General features: G+C 42.2%; 11 protein-coding genes and 1 other annotated feature. Of the genes, 1 reads left to right on the top strand and 10 read right to left on the bottom strand.

Features of this window, described 5'->3' with window-relative positions; translation table 11 throughout:
* Window positions 1-18: 18 nt before the first annotated feature.
* The 9 genes from ACESZG_RS16145 to ACESZG_RS16105 all read right to left on the bottom strand — a co-directional run bounded on the left by ACESZG_RS16145 (window position 19) and on the right by ACESZG_RS16105 (window position 14,446).
* Entirely contained in the window at window positions 19-336 is a 318-nt protein-coding gene (locus ACESZG_RS16145) for an STAS domain-containing protein (protein WP_306441450.1), read from the bottom strand.
* Between the two features lie 204 nt (window positions 337-540).
* On the bottom strand, window positions 541-1,878 hold the full coding sequence (locus tag ACESZG_RS16140; RefSeq protein WP_118409027.1) for a lipopolysaccharide assembly protein LapB: 1,338 nt from the start codon (window positions 1,876-1,878) through the stop codon (window positions 541-543).
* A 10-nt stretch (window positions 1,879-1,888) separates the two neighbouring features.
* The gene (locus ACESZG_RS16135) at window positions 1,889-2,041 is read right to left on the bottom strand and encodes a hypothetical protein (RefSeq protein ID WP_008707227.1); all 153 of its coding nucleotides are present in this window, start codon (window positions 2,039-2,041) and stop codon (window positions 1,889-1,891) included.
* On the bottom strand, window positions 2,038-3,336 hold the full coding sequence (locus ACESZG_RS16130) for a folylpolyglutamate synthase/dihydrofolate synthase family protein (RefSeq protein ID WP_008707224.1): 1,299 nt from the start codon (window positions 3,334-3,336) through the stop codon (window positions 2,038-2,040). The genes ACESZG_RS16135 and ACESZG_RS16130 overlap by 4 nt, the downstream gene beginning before the upstream one ends.
* Window positions 3,337-3,446: 110 nt before the next feature.
* Entirely contained in the window at window positions 3,447-5,483 is a 2,037-nt protein-coding gene (locus ACESZG_RS16125; protein WP_118409029.1) for an LTA synthase family protein, read from the bottom strand.
* Between the two features lie 12 nt (window positions 5,484-5,495).
* Entirely contained in the window at window positions 5,496-8,150 is a 2,655-nt protein-coding gene (locus tag ACESZG_RS16120) for a valine--tRNA ligase (protein ID WP_025579947.1), read from the bottom strand.
* Window positions 8,151-8,323: 173 nt separating this feature from the next.
* Window positions 8,324-8,558: a binding site (T-box leader), on the bottom strand.
* Window positions 8,559-8,631: 73 nt separating this feature from the next.
* Window positions 8,632-9,837 (bottom strand): amidohydrolase family protein, encoded by a 1,206-nt coding sequence (locus ACESZG_RS16115; protein ID WP_055060203.1) that lies wholly within the window; start codon window positions 9,835-9,837, stop codon window positions 8,632-8,634.
* A gap of 106 nt (window positions 9,838-9,943) precedes the next feature.
* The gene (locus tag ACESZG_RS16110) at window positions 9,944-13,726 is read right to left on the bottom strand and encodes an FtsX-like permease family protein (RefSeq protein WP_373218737.1); all 3,783 of its coding nucleotides are present in this window, start codon (window positions 13,724-13,726) and stop codon (window positions 9,944-9,946) included.
* Between the two features lie 3 nt (window positions 13,727-13,729).
* The gene (locus ACESZG_RS16105; protein ID WP_330575125.1) at window positions 13,730-14,446 is read right to left on the bottom strand and encodes an ABC transporter ATP-binding protein; all 717 of its coding nucleotides are present in this window, start codon (window positions 14,444-14,446) and stop codon (window positions 13,730-13,732) included.
* Between the two features lie 523 nt (window positions 14,447-14,969).
* Here ACESZG_RS16105 and ACESZG_RS16100 point away from each other — a divergent pair.
* Window positions 14,970-16,682, top strand: coding sequence for a hypothetical protein (locus ACESZG_RS16100; protein ID WP_022381280.1), 1,713 nt, complete (start codon window positions 14,970-14,972; stop codon window positions 16,680-16,682).
* Window positions 16,683-16,762: 80 nt separating this feature from the next.
* Here ACESZG_RS16100 and ACESZG_RS16095 read toward each other — a convergent pair whose 3' ends face one another.
* On the bottom strand, window positions 16,763-17,938 hold the full coding sequence (locus ACESZG_RS16095; RefSeq protein WP_022381279.1) for a leucine-rich repeat domain-containing protein: 1,176 nt from the start codon (window positions 17,936-17,938) through the stop codon (window positions 16,763-16,765).
* Window positions 17,939-18,130 lie beyond the last annotated feature (192 nt).

The raw sequence follows: 18,130 nt of genomic DNA, 5'->3' as shown, positions 1-18,130 counted from the left end.
GTTTTCTTCCCCCTCTCTTTAGACTTCCCCACAGATTTCGACAAATTTATATACCCCTGACAGATGCAGCAGCTTTTCAATATAGGAATTTACTCCTGTAGCCTGTATACAGTCACCGCGCATCCCCATCATCCGGTATCTCCCCATGATCAGCCCTATCCCTGAACTGTCCATAAACGCTGTTCCTGAAAAATCAAATGTGATCGTTCGTATATATTTTTTCCGTATAATATCATCTGAATCTCTGCGTATCTCGTCTGTCACCATATGATCTACCTCTTTCGGTAAATGAATGATCAGGGAATTTCCCTGTATTTCAAATCTGTTCTCCATCATATCCCTCCTCACTTTTTGTCAGGCGAATGTTCGCAATCCACTTTGCAGTGTAGCTCTACATCAAATAACTGTTTATTGCTTTTCGCAGCCTCCTACTTGATTCGGTAAAAAAAGAGACACATGACTTCCATGCATCTCTTTTGTATCTTTACATCTTCTTATAATACTTCATGTCTTCTGCCACATCAAAATGAAAACCCGGTATCAGTATCCGGAATCGTCATAATCACCGGTGTCGTAACTTCCATCATCCGCCGAATCACCATCAGAATTATCGTAAGAACCATCATCATATTCCCCACTGTCATAGGAACCATCGTCATAACTTCCATCTTCCGCTGAATCTGAAGAAACATCTCCCTCTGCGCTGTCAGCACTGCCGGTTCCGTCTGTGACTTTCGCATCTGTAGTTCCTTCGATCCCGGTCGTACCTGTAGTGTTACAGATCGTATTGTAAATTCCTTTCAGATCCGCAGGCAGCAAATCCGCATAAACATTCTGTATCTTCAATGCCGCTTCATCTGTATTCTGCTGCTGCAATGCTGAGTACGCCTCGATCAGAGCCTCATAACTGCTGCTTTTTTTCTTCTCTTCCTCTATCTGTTTAGAGGCCGCCTCAACTGTGTCTCCAGATTCCTGAGCCTGACTCTGTGCCTTGGTCAGCTCAGCTCCCTGACTGGACACTGCATCACTGTATTTCATAATCTGCTGATTCGCTTCCCTGTAGATTCCCTGACGTATGGCAGGAACAGCCAGAAGATAAAACGCCAGCAATCCTGCACAAAATCCGGCAACCAGTGTAAAAAACAGCGGAATCCTTCCTTTTTCTTTATACTGAGGAATCTGGATTGCCATATCATTCTCACTGCTGTCCACAGCTTTCCTGTTTCTTTTATTCTGACGTTCCAGACGTGTGGATACTCCTGTCTGTTCGTCAATCTCTCTCAAAAAACGAAGGGTTGTTGTATTTGTTTTATCAATCCGCGCGGCTTTCCTTAACGTCTTTCTTGCCTTGTTATATTCCCCCTCTTTCATCTGCACAAGTGCCAGAAGATGGTAACCTTTGATCAGTTTTGGATTCTGTATGAGAATCTTCTTCAGCCTGATCGCAGCCATATCCTCATGACCTTCCCTGCACAGGTTTAAGGCATCATTATACTTTCTGATCGTTTCATTGATCGCCTCAAGCTTATTGGAGTTCGCCTGCAGCTTGTTAATATATTCTGATGCCAGATTTCTGGATGGCTGAAGATTCTTACTGATCACCCATTCACTGAGTGCGGCAACCACCTCCCCTGTCTCAAAATATACCAGTCCAAGAAGATTTCTCGCCTGAATGTTATGCTTATTATAAATAAGACTCTGCTTCAGACAGTCAATCGCCCCTGAAAGATCGCGGACACTGGCTTTCTCAAGCCCCCGGTTGTAATACTGTCTGGAAAGGTAATCTACCTTTTTCTGGATCAGCACATTACATCCACATTTCGGGCAGTAATCCAGATCTTTGTCCACCAGAAATGCGCCACAATTCATACAATTCATGTGTATCTCCTTATTTTACCCGTCTGCCACTCTTGGCTTCGCGGAGAACTTCCTGAAGAATATCCAGGATATCCGTCAGTTCTCTCTCATAAATCGCACCCTCCGCATCTGCCACATCCAGACAGGGTTCAAATTTCTTCAGTTCCTCTTCATAATCTATCATTTCTTATTTCTCCTGATCACATCTTTAATCTCACCGACAAGATACAGGGAACCCACGCAGAAGAGCATTCCGTCATCCCCCTTCACTTCCAGTGCTCTACCAAAGGCTTTCTCAACATCCTCCACTACTTCCACAGAAGAAGCACCTGCTTCTGTAAAAAGCTTTGCAAATCTCTCAGCAGGAACCTGGCGATATCCGCCAACAGAGGTTACTACCACTTGACGGAACGTGATCCTGCTGCAGATCGTATGTATCATATCTGTATAATCTTTGTCATCTACTGCTGAAAAAAGCAAAGTCAGCGGACATTCTTTCTGAAAATGTTCTGCTGTCTCTACAAATTTCTCTACCCCGTCCTCATTGTGAGCACCGTCCACGATCACACCCGGAAGCACTGTTTCCATTCTTCCCTGCCAGCGTGTTCCGGCAATTCCCACATGGATCTGATCCATAGATACAGAAATCACATTCTGCAGAACCTCAATCGTCTTTAATGCAAGTGCACTGTTCATCACCTGATACTTTGCAATAAACGGAATGGAGAAAACCATATCCTTATAATACTCATTCCGAAATGCAAAATCAATTCCCGCCGAAGTATTTCTGAGCACTTCTGTATCTGATCTCTTCACTTCATAAGCAGGGCTTCCCAGTTCTTCTGCTCTGGCACGGATCACTTCTGCTGCATCCGGGTCGTTTCCGTCATAGATTACTGGTACCCCCGGCACAATGATCCCGGCCTTTTCTCCTGCGATTTTGGCAACTGTATCTCCCAGATACTGCATATGATCCAGACTGATCGATGTGATCACACAGGCAACAGGATTCTCCACAGCAGTAGTCGCATCCATTCTTCCGCCCAGTCCTGTTTCCAGAGTCACATAATCAACACCTGCCTCTGCAAAGATCACCATCCCCATCAGAAAAAGCATCTCAAAATAAGTCGGATGATAGCTGCCTTCTGCAACCAGTTCATCCGCAAGTACCTTTACTTTCTCAAAGGCCTTTAGGAAAGTATCATTATCAATATTCACCTCATTGATCTGGAAGCGTTCATTGATCTCCACCAGATGAGGAGAAGTAAATAATCCGCAGGAATATCCCGCCTCTCTCAGAACAGAGGTCAGAAACGCACATGTACTTCCCTTTCCATTAGTTCCTGCCACATGGATCACCTTAAACTTATCCTGAGGATTACCAAGTCTTCTCAGACATTCCTTTGTGTGATCCAGACTGTTCTTCTTTGTAAATTTCGGAGTTTCATCAATATAAGCAACTGCTTCTTCGTAATTCATAAAAAAATTCCACCACTTATCTATAATGTATTTAGTTACTCTAACATTATATAATAGTGGTGGAAGATGTCCAGTACCAATCGTAATATTTTATCCGACAAAATTATGGATTAATTTTCATTCGTACCGGCACTTTCTGTTAATTTCCATTTATTATTTGAATAAAGTGCATAGCAGGACCGGTCATAGCTCTTGCTCAGCGGTTTTCGCGTCGAACTGTTGCTTCGCTGGATCACCGCCAGCCTGTCGAAATCATTCAGCTCCGTACCTGTGATCATCAACGTAGTCGGATTGATATAGACCGTATCATACCATTCTCCGTTCAGCTTGATTTCACTGGACGGCGTAAATTCCGTTCCCTTAATGTAATATGTATGATCTGCCTCAGAGATACATTGAATGGAATCCAGAGTCACATCATAGATTCCCATACGCATTCTGGTACGCAGATAAGGACTTTCGCCGCTTTCCCCGTAGGAATATCTCTTTCCATAAAGGAGGTCATACTGCAGGGTTTCCAGATCCACCTGATAATTTCTGGTATTTCTTCTTGCCTGATGATAGCGAAAAACAGTTCCCTCATGGATTCCCACACGATCCATAACCTCTGCCGCCATCTGGTATGCTGCAAGATTTTCATTCTTTTTCTTAAGTCCGAAGTTATCCCACATCACATACTCTGTCTGGAACAGATACTTGTTCTTCAGGTCCTCCACAGTCAGTCCCATAGTCGGAAGGTGATCACCGTACATAACAAGGACCACATCCTCAGGATAATCTGCAAGCTTGTCTGTCAGCTCTTTGACAAAATTATCCATCTCATGGATCTCATTTACGTAATATTCCCATTTATTGTTCTCTTCCTCAGTCGGCGCACCGGAAACTGTGATCTCAGGATCCTCCAGAATCTGCTCATCCGGATATGCACCATGTCCCTGTACGGAAATAGTATATACATAATCCGGCCCCTCAGTAGAATCCAAACATTTCAGGATTTCATCTGTCAGAACCTCATCCTTTACCCAGCCATTTGGATTCTTCTCGTTCTCTCTTGCCATGTACTCTTCAGAAGTAAAAGTATCAAATCCGAGATTCGGGAAAATAGATCTTCTTCCATAGAAGTTTGCCTCATTATTATGAACCGCATGGGTGGTATAGCCCAGATTCTTCAGTACATAAGGTGCACTCTCACAGGTAGTCTCTCTCAGAATACTCTTATAAGGATATTCCCCGGGTCCGAAATAATGCATACTCATTCCTGTAATGGATTCAAACTCTGTATTTGCAGTACCTGCACCTACAGAGGGAACCTTATAATATCCGGAGGAATATTCCTCCATCAGCTTCCTGAACGTCGGGATAGGATCTTCCGAAATATTCAGATAGTTTACCAATGTGGGATCAAAGAATGATTCCAGCTGCAAAAACAAAATATTCGGATGATTTTCCTCTTTTGACTCCGGCAGGTTCTTCTCTGTTTTCTCAATCCGTTTAATCTCTTTCTCAGAATAATCTCTCGGACAGCTGATTCCCGTATTAAAAATCGTAGTTGCCAGACAGTAAGGATATCCATAATCCTCATATGCAAAAGCAATATTTCCAAAGTAATTGGAAAGTACCCTCTTCTCCAGTGCCAGCTGTGTACATCCTGCAAAAAGAGCAACTGCCAGCAGAATCAGAGGAATATTATAGCGGTATTTAATCTTGTTCTGATACTTCGGTCCTTTAATAAGCAGAATCAACAGTAAGATAACAAGAATCCCAAACAGGATGCAGACTGCCACAACACCTGCAGCAGGCAGGTATTTATTGGCAATCTTTAATGCATCTGTGATCAGATGCAAATCCGGTCCTGTAAACGGTGTAACACGGTTGAGAAGGAGAACACCATTGATAATGGCCAGTATCAGCCAAAACAATGTCACAAGGATTCTCCAGAACACTCTCCTGTGAAACAGATAAACAATTAGTGACGAGGTAAAAATGAATGCCGCATTATATGCAAAAACCAGAGGTCTCTGTGTCATATAATTCCAGGCTTCTATAAACGAGTGACGGCAGATTGCCTCCATAACAAAATATCCCGCTGCGCTGGCAAGTACATGGAGTAAAAGGGAGATTTTGTTACAAATCTTATACAATTTCATCTAAACACTCCCTTATTTCTTAAGCTGCTCTAACTGTCCTTTAACCTTATCCATCATTTCTTTATATTTCGCAAGTTTGTCTTTCTCCGCATCCACCTTGGCAGCAGGTGCCTTATTTACGAAGTTCGGATTATTCAGCATACCTTCACATCTTGCGATCTCTTTTGTGAGACGTTCTGTTTCTTTTGTAAGACGTTCAATCTCTTTATCTTTGTCAATCAGGTCTTCCAACGGCATATATACAACCGCATTGGAAACAACTACTGAAACTGCATCCTCACTGATTCCGTTCTTGTCTGTCTGTACCAGAATCTCTTTTGCAAATGCAAGATTTACAAAGGATTTCTTGCTGTTCTCATACATTGCTGCTGTTTCAGCATCCTTTGCCACAATATGCAGGCTTGTCTTACGGTTATTCGGAACATTCATCTCTGTTCTGGTATTACGGATACCTCTTACAACCTCTTTGAAGCCCTCGATTGCTTTCTCAGCATCCGGGAAGTTTCTCTCTTCTCTGTATACAGGCCATTCGGAGATCATAATAGACTCTTCTTCAGGAAGAAGTGTGCAGTAGATTTCCTCTGTGATAAACGGCATATACGGATGAAGAAGCTTCAGGCCTTCTGTCAGCGCTGTTCTTAATGTCCAGAGTGCATCATTTGCTGCCTTCGGATCTTCCTCTGCCTTCCACAGACGAACCTTAGCCATCTCAATATACCAGTCGCAGAGTTCATCCCACAGGAAGTCATAAACCTTCTGTACTGCAATACCAAGTTCATATTTTTCCATGTTCTCTGTAGCTTCGCGGATCACTGTATTTAAGTGAGACAGAATCCATTTATCCTCTGCACAGAGATCATTTAAGTTCTCCGGCTCTGTCACTGTCTTGCCTTCCAGGTTCATCATGATGAAACGGGAAGCATTCCAGATCTTGTTTGCGAAGTTACGGCTTGCTTCTACCTTTTCCCAGTAGAAACGCATATCATTTCCAGGTGCATTACCTGTCATCAGAGTAAGACGAAGAGCATCTGCGCCGTATTTATCAATAACTTCCAGAGGATCGATACCGTTTCCAAGAGACTTACTCATCTTACGTCCCTGGGAGTCACGTACCAGACCATGGATCAGTACATGATGGAACGGAACCTGATCAGTCTGCTCCAGAGCAGAGAATACCATACGGATAACCCAGAAGAAGATAATGTCATATCCTGTAACAAGTACATCTGTCGGATAGAAATATTCCAGTTCCGGTGTTTTCTCCGGCCAGCCAAGTGTGGAGAATGGCCATAATGCAGAACTGAACCAGGTATCCAGTGTATCCTCATCCTGATGAAGATGTGTACATCCGCATTTCGGGCATTTCTCAGGCATTTCTCTTGCAACAACTACTTCACCGCACTCATCACAGTAATAAGCCGGAATTCTGTGTCCCCACCATAACTGTCTGGAAATACACCAGTCACGGATATTCTCAAGCCAGTGAAGATACGTCTTGTCAAAACGGGACGGAACGAATTTCAGATCTCCGTCATCCAGAGCTTTGATCGCAGCCTTTGCCATCTCGTCCATCTTTACAAACCACTGTGGCTTGATCATAGGCTCTACCGTTGTGCCGCAGCGGTCATGAGTTCCAACGCTGTGGTTGTGAGGAACTACTTTTACCAGAAGTCCAAGTTCTTCCAGATCTGCTACCATTGCCTTACGTGCTTCGTAACGGTCCATACCAGCGTATTTTCCACCAAGCTCGTTGATGGTCGCATCGTCATTCATAATGTTGATCTCTTCCAGATTGTGACGGCGTCCAACCTCAAAGTCGTTAGGGTCATGAGCAGGTGTGATCTTTACACATCCTGTTCCGAATTCTTTGTCTACATATTCATCGGCGATCACCGGAATCTCTCTGTCTGTGAGAGGAAGCTTCAGCATCTTGCCGATGAGATCCTTGTAGCGCTCATCTTCCGGATTTACGGCAACAGCAGTATCACCCAACAGGGTTTCCGGACGTGTAGTTGCGATCTCTACGAAACGTCCCTCTTCCCCTACGATCGGGTAATTGATGTGCCAGAAGAATCCATCCTGATCCTCATGCTCAACCTCTGCATCAGAGATGGAAGTCTGGCATACAGGACACCAGTTGATGATTCTGGAACCTTTGTAGATATAGCCTTTTTCATATAATTTGATAAATACTTCCTGTACTGCTTTGGAACATCCCTCATCCATTGTGAAACGTTCTCTCTCCCAGTCTGCGGAAGCACCCAGTTTCTTTAACTGATTGATGATCTTTCCGCCGTACTCCTCTTTCCATGCCCACGCATGTTTTAAGAATTCCTCACGGCCGATATCGTGTTTGTCGATACCTTCTTTTTTCAGCTTGTCGATAACCTTAACCTCTGTAGCGATAGCTGCATGGTCAGTTCCCGGCTGCCATAATGCTTCATAGCCCTGCATTCTCTTGAAACGGATCAGGATATCCTGCATGGTTTCATCCAGTGCATGTCCCATGTGAAGCTGGCCGGTTACGTTTGGCGGCGGCATAACAATGGTAAACGGTTTCTTGTCCGGATTTACTTTTGCATGGAAATATCCATTGTCCATCCATTTTGTGTAAAGACGCTCTTCGATTCCCTTAGGATCGTAAGTTTTTGCAAGTTCTTTGCTCATAATGTCCTCCTAATTATATATCTGAAACTAAAGTATCTACGGATTACTCCGTTATAAAGCAGTCACCCTGACAACCAAACAAATAAGCATACTGACTTCGCTTTCCGCATCCAGCCAGATAACTGTGTCATAAACTTATTCGATAAAAAACGCCCCTCACACGCATTATACGTGCAAAGGGCGACATAGATCGCGGTACCACCTTAGTTTGTCTCTCATTCCCTTAACGCGGGATACGTGAAAACCTACCATGCGCGTATATAACTCTGATATGATTCATACACACTCACTTCAGCCTCCCGGCTCCAAAGCTACCTTCAGCACTTCTGTTCCCGGGAAACCTTCCAGCTTATAAGCTTCCCTCTCTGTGGGGCATTACCGCCTACTCCTCTTTTTCACAGCCTTTTTCTGGATTCTACTATAATGAAAAAAGGCTTTCTTGTCAAGAACGTTTCTCCGGATTTCACAAATTTATCTGGTGTCATACGTATATTTTTCCCGCATTGTCGAACAAAATTTTATCAATAATATCCTTTGCATTATTTACGGAAAGATATCCGTCCTCTATTTTTTCTCTCAGAACACTACACAGTGAAAAACGGAATGCAAGAAGGGAGCCATAACTTTCCTCTACTGTCCACGTATCACATCCCCAGCAGATTTTATCAATCTGGGACATCTCGATCAACTGATGCATTACACGTTTTGATGCGGTGTAGGATAAGATTGGAAGCCATGTCAGATCCGGATATAGATTCGGATATCCGTCTACTATGGAAAAAAGATCATCCACCCATGGAAAGCCACAATGCAGTAGCACAAATTTCGTTTCCGGATTATTTTTTATCACATTGTTCAACTGCAGTATATTCGTATCTATAACTTGCCCCATTCCTGTGTGACATTGTAATGGAAGTGACACTTCCGCCGCAATTTCACATATTTTCCAGAACAAATAGTCCTGAAAACATCTGATATCTTCCTGGGTTATATCCGACTCTTTTAAACGGAATACCCTTTCAGCCTGCTCCCGCGTCACTTTTTCAAAATGAAGACTACGCTCATAGGCCATCGCTATTTTTAAGGCCACACAGCCCTCACTCTTTTTTTGTATGATCCACTTTCTGACCCACTCCACATAATCCTGTAAATTGTCCGGCAGCTCACCGAAGTTCTCTTCCAGTGATACACCGTCATGATTGCGAAGTCCTTTTTTATAGCCCAAAAAGAACAAATCCAGTCGAAAAGCAGGCGTAAACAGTTCCGGTCTTCCATTGTCAGAGCCCGGATTCCAGTAGGTATCTACGATTACTTTTTGATACTTACACTTATTTTTCAGTACATCCATGTAAAAGTCGGGATTTTGATGCGCTTTTCTGATCTGATCTGAAATCTGATCCCAGTTCTGAGCTGTGATCGGCTCTGATATTCCATACAACTCCCCGATTGCCTTTTGAAGCCAGACAAAATAAGATTTATATCGTGTTTTTTCCAGATATGCATTCCTGCTTTCTGCTGTTGTCCCCGGAGTTACCTGCTGCCATTGTAAATACGTATTATTTATCAGCTTATCCAGATCAAAATCCACCATCGCCTGTTCCGGCAGATGATGTGAATGCGTGTTCCTGATTTTATGATCGGATATATAGTTCATTAATTCCTGCTCTATCTGATTTGCTGTTCCCATGATAATATTCCCCTTTCTTCCTCTTATCCATTCTATCCGTTTGACTACATATTTAAAAACCACAGAAAAACAATTTCTTCTTTTCCGCAATAAAGCGACAAATCGTTTATTCCACACTTTTCAGGGATTCTACCATGTCAATCTTCTTTAATTTCTGATGCATAAACAGATTTACGATCATGGAGAATCCAATTGTCAGCAGTCCGCAGTACAGGAAACTGACAGGATTAATATTTCTTCCGAACATGACCGCATCCACTTCCACAGTACGGATAATATATCTGTGCAAAAAGATTCCGAATACAGCCCCTGCCAGCACGCCGATGAGGGTAAGGATAACATTCTCCCTGTATACATAGGCAGAAACTTCATTATCATAGAATCCCAGTACCTTCAGGGTTGCCAGTTCTCTCTGGCGTTCCGTAATATTGACATTGTTCAGATTATACAGGACTACGAAAGCAAGCATTCCCGCAGAAATGATCAGCACTATGATTACCGTATCCAATGCTCCCAGCATTCTGTGAAGCTGAGCCTCCAGACTGCTGGTATAGCTGATGCTTAATGCCGCCGGGTGCTTCAGGATCTCATTTCCCACCTCAGATTCTGATTCTTTATATTCCTCTTTTACTGTAAATACAGTTGCAGAGTAGTCAGGCTTCTCCCCGAAGATCTGTTCATAGACATTTCCCGTCATATAAATATAATGTCCCATGTAATTCTCTGTCACTGCTGCGATCTTTGTCTCATAATTTTTCCCATCCTTTGTGATGGTCATGGTATCCCCAACTTTCAGCCCTGTCAGGGTTGCCGTCTTCTCACTGATCACTGTACCTGCATCAGTCAGCTTATATTTCTCTTTTGTCTTTCTGTCCTGAAGAGTTACATCCTTATTAAAGGTCTCAAGATTCTCAGGCACATACACATATACGCTGATATTGGATTTATTTCTGGGAACACTCATCTTGGTAAACTGCACATGGGTATATCTCTCGATCTGACTGTTATTTTTCAGAAACTCATCCAGTTCCTGTCTCTCCTTATCTGTAGCATCCTCATCATCAATGATCGTTCCTGTGTAATGCTGAAGTTCCTGATACTGCCGTCTGGCAATATCCATAATGGAATCCCTGAGTCCAAAACCTACCAGCATCAACGCCATACTTCCCGAAATACCGAAAATCGTCATAAAGAAACGTTTTTTATATCGGAAAAGGTTTCTCAGAGTAGATTTCCATGTAAAATTCAAGTGCTTCCAGAAAAGCGGGATCCGTTCCAGCAGGATTCTCTTACCCTCTTTGGGAGCAGGAGGACGCATCAGTGATGCCGGGGTTTCCGCCAGTGCCCTGTAACAGGAGAAAATGGTGGCTCCGACAGTACACACAGTTGCCGCACCTGCTGCTATCATTGCAAATTTAAATTCATAACGGATCTGGATATTGTTCATCATTCCCTTGTACATAATGCCATACCCGTTAATAATAACCAAAGGCAGGATCTTCTCTCCGATCAGTATTCCCAGAATACTGCCTCCCACTGTGGCAAGAAAGGCATACAGCAGATATTTGGATGCAATTGCATACTTGCCGTATCCCAGAGCCTTCATTGTACCAATCTGGGTTCTCTGTTCTTCCACCATTCGTGTCATGGTAGTCAGACTTACCAGTGCAGCCACCAGGAAAAAGATAACAGGGAAAACCTGTCCGATACTTCTCATTCTGTCTGCATTATCCCCATAATCTGAATATTCCGGCAGATCATTGCGATCCGTTACCATCCATTCCGGCATACTGATATCATAGATCTCATCCTGGGCATCCTGAATCTTTTTCTCACCGTCTGTAATTTCTTTCTCTGCATCCCTCTTGCCGTCTTCGTATTCTTTTTTACCTTCTTCCAGATCCTTCTCAGCTTTTTTGATGTCCTTTCTGGAATCCTTCAGCTTCTGTTCGTTCTCTGAGATTTCCTTCTCTCCATCCCTCAGCTTCTGTTCATTGTCAGCAATCTCTTTCTCACCGGAAGCAAGCTTTCCTTCATTCTCCTGGATCTGTGCTTCTCCTGAAGCAAGTTCTGCCTCCTTCTCCTCTAACTGAGCCTGGCTGGAATTTAGTTTTGCTTTTGCAGCATCGATCTGTTCCTGTGCTGACTCAAGCTGGGCTTCTTTTTCCTGAATCTCTTTTCTGGCTGGTTCCAGCTTCTTCTCCTGAGCCTTCACCTCTTTCCATCCTGCATCAATCTTTGCCTGGGCATCGGGAAATGCGGCCTCCTGCTGGTTCAATTCTGCTTCCTTTGCATCAAGCTGGGCCAGTCCGCTCTCCACCTGGCTTAAACCACTCTCCAGTTCACTTCTTGCTGCTGCGATCTGGTTTCTGGATGCTTCCAGCTGGGCTGCCTGACTGTCCACCTGCTCCTGATAAGCGGAAACCTGTGCTGCCAGAGCCGCCAGGTCTTCCTCTGAATATACTCCCGAAGCTGCTGCTTCCTCATACTGTGCCTGTAATGCTGCAAGCTGACTTCTGGCATTCTCTAACTGAGCCTCTCCTTCGGAAAGCTGGGCCTCCTGCTGCTCAATCTGGGCAAGTCCCTGATTGCAGCTTTCCTTTTTGGCATTTAAGTCCTGTCTGGTTGCTGCAATCTGCTCTCTGCCTGACTGGATCTGCGCCTTTCCATTGTCAAGTTCCTGCTGGCTCTGGGTAAGCTGCGTCTTTGCATCCGCAATCTGCTTCTCACCAGCGCTTAACTGATTCTTGCCATCCTCAAGCTGTGCTTTTCCATCATCAAGCTTTGCCTGGTTCTCTGAAACCTCCGCCCATCCTGCATTCAGCTGTTCCTTTGCAGATGCGATCTGTGCTCTGCCACTGGCAAGCTGCTCTTTCGCACTGGCAAGCTGGGATCTGCCATCCTCTAATTCCTTCTTTGCATCTGCAAGCCGGGCTTTTCCGTCCTCCAGTTCCTTTTTTGCGTCTGCAAGCTTTTTCTTGCCATCCTTATATTCCTTCTTGCCGTCTTTTAACTTCTTTTTGCCGTCCTCCAGTTCCTGTCTGGCATCCGCAAGCTTCTCATTAGCTTCCTTCTTTCCGTCTTCAAGTTCCTGTCTGGCATCTGCAAGCTTGTCATTGGCTTCCTCTACAATCTCATCATATCTGACCTGACACCGTTCTGCCTCAATCCCCTCCACTTGCTCCTGCACTCGCTCTATCAGGGAATCATAAGCATCTGTATAGCTGATCAGATCCTGTGCCCCATGAGCCTGCACATAGATCTGTGTATAAACCTCCTGGTCAAAATCCTCAGGGAGCACATAGGCAAATCCATTAACCTCACCGGAACCAAGAGTAGAGTTTCCCCGGTTATAGGATATGTAAAGCGGACTCTCACCTAAACCCACAACTGTGTAATCTGTCTTTTTCAGCAGTTCGCTGTCTCCGCCCTCTTTCAGGGTAATCTGATCACCCACCTGATATCCATTGCTCTCAGCAAAAATACAGTCAAGGAAAATCTCTCCGCTTTTTTCCGGAGCTTTTCCCTCTGTCACTGAGATCCGGTTCATGGTTTGATCCACAGCTTCCACATGAAGTACCTTCTGCTTCTCGCCTTCTCCACACATTACATCTGTACCATAGGCGCCCTCTGCATTCTCAACTCCGTCCACCTGCTTAATGGCAGCTACATCATCCTCCGTCAGTCCCAGAGTTCCCATTACTTTGATATCCATAAGATTGGTTTCATCATAATAGGCATCACCTGAGAAGCGCATATCCGGTGACGACGCCTGTATTCCGGAAAAGAATGCAACTCCCAAAGCAACGATCATAAATATGGAAATAAACCTGGCCTTACTTTTTCGTATCTCCATCCAGAAATCTTTATGCATTGCTTTCATATTCATCACCTACCATTCAATCTCCTCTATGGGTGTAGGATGGTCATTCATCGTCATCCTGGAAACCTTTCCGTTCTTGATCTTGATCACACGGTCTGCCATAGGTGTCAGCGCCGAGTTATGGGTAATGACGATCACTGTCATTCCACGCTCCCTGCACATATCCTGCAAAAGCTTTAAGATTGCCTTACCAGTCTGGTAGTCCAGTGCACCTGTGGGCTCATCACACAGTAAGAGCTTGGGATTCTTCGCCAGTGCCCTGGCAATGGAAACTCTCTGCTGCTCACCACCGGAAAGCTGTGCCGGGAAATTGGTCAGTCTGTCCTTCAGTCCCACTTCCTCCAGAACCTCCCTGGCATCCAGCGGATTTTTACAGATCTGCAATGCCAGTTCTACGTTCTCCAGCGCTGTAAGATTAGGCACCAGATTATAGAACTGGAATACAAATCCAATATCATTTCTCCGATAACCGGTAAGCTGCCTGCTGTTATATCTGGCAATATTCCTTCCATCCACCAGAACTTCTCCGCTGGTAGCCTGATCCATACCCCCAAGAATGTTCAGCACTGTCGTCTTGCCCGCACCGCTGGGACCAACGATCACTACGAACTCTCCCTTGGCAATCTCAAAGCTGATCTCATCCACTGCAACGATCTTTACTTCCTTTGTTCCATATATCTTGGAAACCTTATCCAGTTTTACATATGCATCTGTCATCTCATTCATCCGCATTTCCCCTGTAATTTTATTTTTGCTACACCGATAATTTTATTTTGTTACAATTATTAACGATTCTTTTGACCCCGATTTATTTCCGTATTTATTTACAGGCAGGTCAAATTCTGACCTGCCTGGTAGTCTTAATGGTTATATTTATTGTAACACATTATACCTGTAATTAAAAATAAAATATTCATAAAAAATCCAGATACTTCAAAACCGCCTGATCATCTCAGGCGGTTCATCATTTTAACCATGTGGCATATCTCCTTTCTTCTTATTTCGTGTACCAGAACATCTTATATCTTCTTTACCCGTTATTATTTTACATTAAGCTGATGACGAAAATATAAAAGTGGGACTAAACATACATCATCTGACCTCGAATCTTTATTTTTATTCTTACCTGATTTCCGCATGAAAGAAAAAAATCATGCTCATATACACACTTATGGTTTACAAATCACAAAAAGCAGCATCTTTATATAGTGAATTTGCAAATTCAAAAAATTTAAAGGAGGCAAAAATTATGCCAGGAACATTTAACGGAACAACTTTAACTATTTCAGCTACCCCCGTAGACGGTGCACTGATTCCCGATAAAAGTGCAACAAATGTAGCGGGAATTGCCATTGTGGGGTCAGATATGTATTGCGTAAAGACAACCGGTCTTAAAACTACATTACTCAAAACGACTGACTACATGGCAACAAAAGCAACTGCCGTAAAAAAAGATCTGAACTGGTTCGCTCTGGGACTTACCAAAATTGGAAATTATCTGTATATGCTTGCAGAAGACCATAAAGGTTACGGCGGTTCTACAACCATCGTAAAACTGGATACCAAAGGCAATCAGCTCGGTACGTACAGTATCAATGAAATTTGTCCAAAAGGCGCATTAGGTATCACTGCAGCTGACGGAACTAACGAGAAATTTATCATTATGCATTACGCTGACAAGAGCAATGCTGGGACATTAGCTTTCAGTGTTGTAGACTGGAAGGCTGCTGAAGCAGCAAGTACATTCACAGTTACTAACTCAGGTTTTGGTTATACCACACGGCTTCAGGATATTTACTATCACACTTCATTTGGATTATTTATCCTGACAAATAACACTTTTTCAACACTTCAGAACCGTATTCTGGTAGTTGATTATCATCTTACTGATGATAAAGGTAAAAAATACACTCCATGTTCGGTCATCAATGTAAATAAAACAGGTGAATATAAGCAGTACAACCTTGAATCAATCTGTATGAAAGCCAATCACCTTGTGCTTGCATCCAATGTTATAACATCTGATGGAACCGCAGAAGATAAATTCTCTGTGCTGGAAGGCATTACCTACTCCGGTAAAACCTATACTTTTGCATGCGGTTTTAAAGCAGGAGCCCGTGTACCTACCAAAGTAGATCCCAACTATGAAACAACTAATCTGGGATGTGTATCCTTTAACGGAAACAATACTCCATATTTTATAAAACAAAGTCAAGATAAAGTCGCTGTTCTTGGCTACTGTAAAAATTATATGAATACAAGCGCAGGTGTATCTCACTTTAAAACATTCACTGACGGTTTATTAGGTCATGCCAACGGTATGAGCTGTTTTAACGGAAAATTCTTTGTTGTCGCAGGAAATAACAAAGTGGTTGCTATCAGCAGTAACAAAGAGGATGAGGAAATAACATATACAGTAACTCCCAACGATAACGATAAATCATTTGCTCTTAAAGCAATTAATTATTTTTATGAGGCAAATACAGCTTTATTATTGTCCGTTGTTGACGGAACATTAAAGCTCTATAAATGTACATTTGAAAATGAAAAAAATGTAAAAGCCACTTATCTTTGTACACTGGTAAACGCCGGTCAGCCTACATCCCAGGATATTTTCTATCACAATAAATTAGGGCTTTTTGTCGGAACCAGTAATCCACATACTGTAAGTGGAGTAACGACTAAAATCACAACAAAAAACACCTTGCTTCATTATAATCTGAAAAAACTTGATGATAGCAAACTTTTATATCCGGATTTCGGATTTGTTACAGATATTCCTGCTAAAGATGCTCAGGGCCGCAAATATAACAGTTTTGAACTGGAATCAGTGGCTCTGGATCAAAATAATAAATTAATCGCTGTGTGCAATGTCAATGTCAAAGATGCTACCCACACCAGTGGTTTAGCATCCACTGACGGCTTCTTTCAGTATAATACGCTTGAATTTATTACAGCTTGATTTTGCTACATCAATAACAGCATAAATTTCCATTATAAAAAGCAGGCAGTTTTTCGCCTGCTTTTTATAATTCCAATTTTCTATTTAACAACAACTTTTTTATTATCTGACCATACGCCAAACTGTTTAATACCATTCAACAACGTATATGCATGCGCTTTCAAATAGTAAACTCCCGGTTTTATATTTTTAAAAGTAACTGTATTTTTCTTTTGATTTTTTAATACAATATTTTCTCCTGAATCTGCATTCTTAAGTACGCAATCAAACCCATCACTGTATTTTAAATTTCCAAACTGTGCGGTTACTGTTTTCTTTTTCCCGGTAATTTTTATTAATTTTATATTATCTTTATTTAGTTTAACAGGAGGCATACGCATTTCATTAGACCACCTGCTATAACTTTTTTTACCATTTTGAACAGTATAAGAACGGACTCTGGCAAATCCCATAGTCGGCACTTTTTTTAATATACAGGTTGTGTTTGCAGAATTTTTATTAGCTAATACCTTAGTACCATCATATATTTGATATTGATATCCATCTGCATTCTTTACTTTTCCGCTCAAATCAATTGTAACATAGATTTGTTTGTTTACTATATCTGAATCAACAGATTTTATATACGGACGATTTGTTTCTGGTTTTGAAGCAGTTCCCTCACTTACAAAAGGAATACCATTCATCTTACAGTAATAGTATGCATATGAATTTTTCTTTCCATGAACTGTTAGAGAATCACAATTTATGAACGCCTCAGCACCTATCTCAGTAACTGTTTCAGGTATATATAACGTTTTCAGTTTTCGACAGTCAGCAAATGCAAAAAAATCTATACTTTGAAGATTTTGGGGAAGTTTAACACTCGTCAGTTCACCGCAGTATATAAATGCACTTTGTCCAATTTTTTTCACATTATCAGAAAGTATTACCCTTTTAAGCTTTGGACATGTGCTAAAGGCAAAAACTGGAACAGTATCTACTGAAGCCATCCACTCTACTTCTTCTATATTCAAATTATCTTCAAAACAAAATTTTTCTACTTTAGAAACCGAAGGAAGAAGCATTATCTTCTTATAATCTCCAGTTGGGTATTCTCCATACACACGGCTCTCTGAAATTTTCAACTGTTCATACTTATTTTTACTTTCAATGGTTATCTGTGATTTCATAGCAGCTTCTGCTGAGACAGATGCAGAAATTGCTACACACGTTAAAGCAATCAACAATATTTTCTTTACTTTCTTTGACTTCATAGAATCTCCTCCAATCAATAATATTCATCTATTATCATAGTATATCACTAACTATAAAAGATCCTGTATTTCTGGTATTAAAAGTATTCTAATGACCCCGAACCAAAATGCAAATTGCTTGAATGAAAAAGTAAATTCTACATTCTAACACACCTTGATTTTATGCGGGATTAAATTCTATTTTCGGAGATA

The sequence above is a fragment of the Blautia sp. Marseille-P2398 genome, from assembly GCF_964240315.1.
GTDB classification, from domain to species: Bacteria; Bacillota; Clostridia; order Lachnospirales; family Lachnospiraceae; genus Blautia_A; species Blautia_A wexlerae.
This window is presented reverse-complemented; position numbering and strand designations above follow the sequence as displayed.

What these genes read in the sequence shown, in the direction of transcription:
- ACESZG_RS16145 (WP_306441450.1), bottom strand. Translation starts at nt 336, where the DNA reads ATGATGGAGAACAGATTTGAAATACAGGGAAATTCCCTGATCATTCAT.
- ACESZG_RS16140 (WP_118409027.1), bottom strand. Translation starts at nt 1,878, where the DNA reads ATGAATTGTATGAATTGTGGCGCATTTCTGGTGGACAAAGATCTGGAT.
- ACESZG_RS16135 (WP_008707227.1), bottom strand. Translation starts at nt 2,041, where the DNA reads ATGATAGATTATGAAGAGGAACTGAAGAAATTTGAACCCTGTCTGGAT.
- ACESZG_RS16130 (WP_008707224.1), bottom strand. Translation starts at nt 3,336, where the DNA reads ATGAATTACGAAGAAGCAGTTGCTTATATTGATGAAACTCCGAAATTT.
- ACESZG_RS16125 (WP_118409029.1), bottom strand. Translation starts at nt 5,483, where the DNA reads ATGAAATTGTATAAGATTTGTAACAAAATCTCCCTTTTACTCCATGTA.
- ACESZG_RS16120 (WP_025579947.1), bottom strand. Translation starts at nt 8,150, where the DNA reads ATGAGCAAAGAACTTGCAAAAACTTACGATCCTAAGGGAATCGAAGAG.
- ACESZG_RS16115 (WP_055060203.1), bottom strand. Translation starts at nt 9,837, where the DNA reads ATGGGAACAGCAAATCAGATAGAGCAGGAATTAATGAACTATATATCC.
- ACESZG_RS16110 (WP_373218737.1), bottom strand. Translation starts at nt 13,726, where the DNA reads ATGAATATGAAAGCAATGCATAAAGATTTCTGGATGGAGATACGAAAA.
- ACESZG_RS16105 (WP_330575125.1), bottom strand. Translation starts at nt 14,446, where the DNA reads ATGAATGAGATGACAGATGCATATGTAAAACTGGATAAGGTTTCCAAG.
- ACESZG_RS16100 (WP_022381280.1), top strand. Translation starts at nt 14,970, where the DNA reads ATGCCAGGAACATTTAACGGAACAACTTTAACTATTTCAGCTACCCCC.
- ACESZG_RS16095 (WP_022381279.1), bottom strand. Translation starts at nt 17,938, where the DNA reads ATGAAGTCAAAGAAAGTAAAGAAAATATTGTTGATTGCTTTAACGTGT.